At 55.3% G+C, this 4,283-nt stretch carries 2 protein-coding genes; both read left to right on the top strand.

What is annotated here, in order from left to right; all coding sequences use genetic code 11:
- The first annotated feature begins 1 nt into the window (after position 1).
- Entirely contained in the window at positions 2–3,526 is a 3,525-nt protein-coding gene (locus ACOTX5_RS26135; RefSeq protein WP_421632510.1) for a phage tail protein, read from the top strand.
- Position 3,527: 1 nt separating this feature from the next.
- The coding region (locus tag ACOTX5_RS26130; RefSeq protein ID WP_421632508.1) for a DUF6453 family protein at positions 3,528–4,283 on the top strand (756 nt) is incomplete at its 3' end.

Genomic DNA, 4,283 nt, shown 5'->3' with positions numbered 1-4,283 from the left:
TTTGCAGCAGCAGGAAAACGACGGGGATATTGTCGGCACTACCGTAAAGTACCATATCGATCTTGCTGTAGATGGTGGTGCGTTCTCTACGGTCATGACAAGAACCGTGACAGAGAAACTCAGTTCTCTCTATGAACTGACCCATCGCATTAATCTTCCGAAAGCCAGTACAGGCTGGCAGATCCGCGTGGTACGCGACACCGACGACAGCACCAGCCAGATGTTGCAGAATAAAACGCAGGTACAGGCAATCACTGAGGTGATTGATGCGCGCCTGCGTTATCCCCATACGGCGCTGCTGTATGTGTCGTTCAACGCCAAATCGTTCAACAATATCCCGAAGGTTTCCTGTAAGCCTAAGGGGCGCATTATCCGCATCCCTTCGAATTACGATCCGATAGCCAGAACCTATAGCGGCACATGGGACGGGACGTTTAAGTGGGGCTGGACGAATAACCCAGCATGGATCTGGTTCGATGTGCTCACTGAGCCGCGTTTCGGTCTTGGCCGACGCGTCACGGCGCAGATGCTGGATAAGTGGGAGCTTTACCGTATTGCCCAGCGTTGCGATCAAAAAGTACCTGACGGGAAGGGTGGTGACGGTACCGAGCCGCGCTTCATGTTTGATGTCTACATCCAGTCGCAGGCAGATGCGTGGCAGGTAATCAAAGACATCGCCGCAGGGTTCAATGGCATGACGTTCTGGGGCAACAACATGTTTAATGTTGTCTCGGACATGCCGGCGGATACGTCGAAGCTGCAAATCCTTACCCGCGCCTCGGTGGTGGGCAAACCGGTTTACTCGAGCGGCAGTGAAAAGACCCGCTTCTCCAGCGCGCTGATTAACTTCAGCGACCCTGACAATCATTATCAGGACCGCACAACAGCAGTGATGTTCCCGGACCTGGTTAAGCAGTTCAAGTTTAAACAGACGCAGATCACCGCAATCGGCTGTACGCGCGAGAGCGAAGCACAGCGCCGTGGCGGGTGGGCGGTGTATTCCAACTCACTCGACCGGATTATTACGCTACAGACCGGGCTTGATGGCTATGTCTACGTGCCGGGTACCGTGTTTGCATTTGCTGACGAACGCCTTTCAGGGCGTGTTTATGGCGGGCGTATAACCGGATATAACGCCGGGTTGAAGGCTGTGACAACCGATCGGGGAACCAGTGCCGTTGCGGGTGACACACTGATGATCCGCACACGGGGCGGTACCGTTGAAAGCAGGGTGATCCAGGCCGTAAACGGCACGCAGCTGGTGGTCGCCACGCCTTTCACGGCAGAGCCGTTACCCAACGCTGTATTCGTCATCGATGCCGGGCAGTTGCGCCTGCAATACTTCCGCGTTACGAACCTGAAATTTGATGATGAAGAAAACACCTTCACAGTCACCGGGGCCGAATATAATGCATCAAAATATGATGCGGTCGATAACAATGCCCGCCTGGACACGCCGCCAATTAGTCTGATACCAACCGGCCTCGTCAACCAGCCGACCAATATCGTGGTAGCGAGCTATGATGCAGTGCGCCAGGGGCATCGAGTGGCTACCCTGACGGCATCCTGGGATGCGCCGGTCGACAAGAACGGCAAACCACAGGCGGATGTCATAGCCTATCGGGTGCAGTGGAAGCGCGGCGACAATGAGTGGGTTAACGTACCGGAGACCGGTCTTCGCAATATCGAAGTGCCTGGCATCTTCGAGGGTGATTATCTGGTCCGTGTACGCGCGATCAACTCCGGCGGTGCATCGAGTCTCTGGGCAACTTCCGCGCTTACACACCTGAAGGGACGCGCGGGTGATGTACCCAAACCTGTCGGGCTTAAAGCCTCCGAAGACGTCGTATTCGGAATCAACGTCACCTGGGGATTCCCGGCTAATACCGGCGACACCCTGAGCACTGAGCTGCAATACAGCATTGCTGCTGACGGTTCGAATCCGATGCTTTTGGCATCTGTACCGTATCCGCAGAAACTTTATCAACAAATGGGGCTGAAGGCGGGGCAGGAATTCTGGTACCAGGCGCGGCTTGTCGACAGGATCGGGAATCAGAGCGGTTGGACCGACTGGGTGCGCGGGCAGGCCAGCATCGATGTATCCGATATCACCGATGCAATCCTGGAGGACATGAAAGGCTCCGATACGTTCAAAGACTTGATCGAGAACGCGGTGGACAGCAGCGGAAAACTGGCAGAACTGGCTGATGCAATCAAAGAGAACGCAGACGGCCTTGCTGCTGCGGTTGGCTCGAACAAGCAGACCGCTGAAGCAATCATCGGAAACGCGCTGGCTATTGCCGATGTTGTCGTGCGCCAGACAGCCCAACAGGGCGCTAACTCTGCGACTTTCGAACAGCTCCGGGAGGTGATCGCTACTGAGACGGAGGCACGCGTAACGGATGTTACCCGTCTTGAGGCAAAAACAGCGCAGAACGTAGCGGGAATTACCGAGGTAAGGCAGGCTCTGTCAGATGAAGCTCAGGCAAGGGCTACTGCTGTTGATCAGCTCACTGCGAGTACTCAGGTCATTTCTGATAAAGCTGATTCGGCTTCGAGTAAAGCTGATGCTGCATCAGGTAAGGCAGATGCAGCTGAACAAGCCAGCTCACAAAACACTGCTGATATCACCACGTTGCGACAGGTTGTCACCGACACGACTTCATCAATGGCATCCCGCCTGGAGGAGCTGGGAGCAAGAACCGATACTGCCAGCGGCGGCATCCAGAATAACGCTATCGCGCTAATAACGAGTACGCTGGCGCAGGTTGATCAGCAGGTGAGACTCAGCGCGCAGTACGGTGACAGCAAGGCCGGCATCGATCGTATTGATAACGTCATGGCAAGCGACAGGGAGGCAACGGCGCGTTCGCTGCTGAGTTTGCAGACTGACGTGAACGGCAACAAGGCATCCATCAACAGCCTGAACCAGACGTTCTCCGATTACCAGCAGGCCACGGCCACGCAGATAAACGGCATTACGGCGACCATCAACGGGCATACGTCAGCCATTACTACTAACGCTCAGGCCATCGCGAACGTTAACGGGGACCTGAAGGCGATGTACAGTATCAAGGTCGGGTTATCCAGCAATGGTCAGTATTACGCGGCAGGGATGGGGATCGGCGTGGAGAATACGCCGTCCGGCATGCAGTCGCAGGTTATCTTCCTGGCTGACCGCTTCGCCGTTACTCACCAGGCAGGAGCGACCGTTACGCTTCCGTTCGTTATCCAGAACGGGCAGACCATAATCCGGGACACGGTCATTGGAGACGGGACGATTGGAAACGCCAAGATCGGCAGCTATATCCAATCTTCAACCTGGGACGGCACCGGGAACGTTGGCTGGCACATCAACAAATCTGGCTACGCGACGTTTAACAACGTGACCGTTCGCGGCTCGATTTACGCCACAAACGGTAATTTTTCTTTCAATGGCTCCGGCAACACAACGGTGATTAATGGTAATGGCGTAACCATTAATATTCCGGGTGGCGGCCGCATCGTACTGGGGACGTGGACATAAAATGCCGACAGGACTACTGATAGAACTAAATGACGGCGGAAAGCGCATGGAGATAACTGCGGGCCTGCGATGCCCGTCGTTTGGGGCCAACTTTGACAGTGGCTACCAGAAAGCCAAGTACGCTGATGTTGCCGGTTATGTTTCCGGGGCGCAGGTGCTGTTTATCCCTCACGCGACGGCTTATCTTGATTCAGGGCTGCTTCATAAAATGAACTCGGTCACCATATCCGGTGGCCGCGTGACGCAGAACTCCACGATGAAGGATGTAAGCATCAGTGAGCGTGAAAGTACGTACACGTTCCCCGGTAGCCTCTGGCAGATATTTCCGTCAGGCCAGCGTAGTGGTGTGGGTCTTCTCATCAGCAACAGCACTGACTTCACCTCAATAACCAATGCCACGCAGTCAGGGCAGTGTATCTGGAAGGGGACCGTCAATGTCCCCACAGGCGGCTGGGCAGTTCCCACGATAGCGGGGTACGACAAGTCCAAATATATCGTCTTTGGGCGCTGCAATAGCGGCAACACCGTCGATTTCGATGGCAACACGGTCAGGTTCTTCAGCCCTCCATCCACCAACGATGATGCTCCAACGACCGGCACGATAGATATTGTCATCTTTGCCAGTGGCGTGGCGCCGGAGCCGGGCACCGGGCTCAACATCTTCAATGCAGCCGGGGCCTGCACGTTTTCGACGACAAAGCGGCCTTTCGTCTACCTCAACCAGCTATGGACACCTTCGAAAAATGCCGTGAGCATC

The sequence above is a fragment of the Enterobacter cloacae complex sp. IR5441 genome (genome assembly GCF_049238215.1).
GTDB classification, from domain to species: Bacteria; Pseudomonadota; Gammaproteobacteria; order Enterobacterales; family Enterobacteriaceae; genus Enterobacter; species Enterobacter hormaechei_C.
This window is presented reverse-complemented; position numbering and strand designations above follow the sequence as displayed.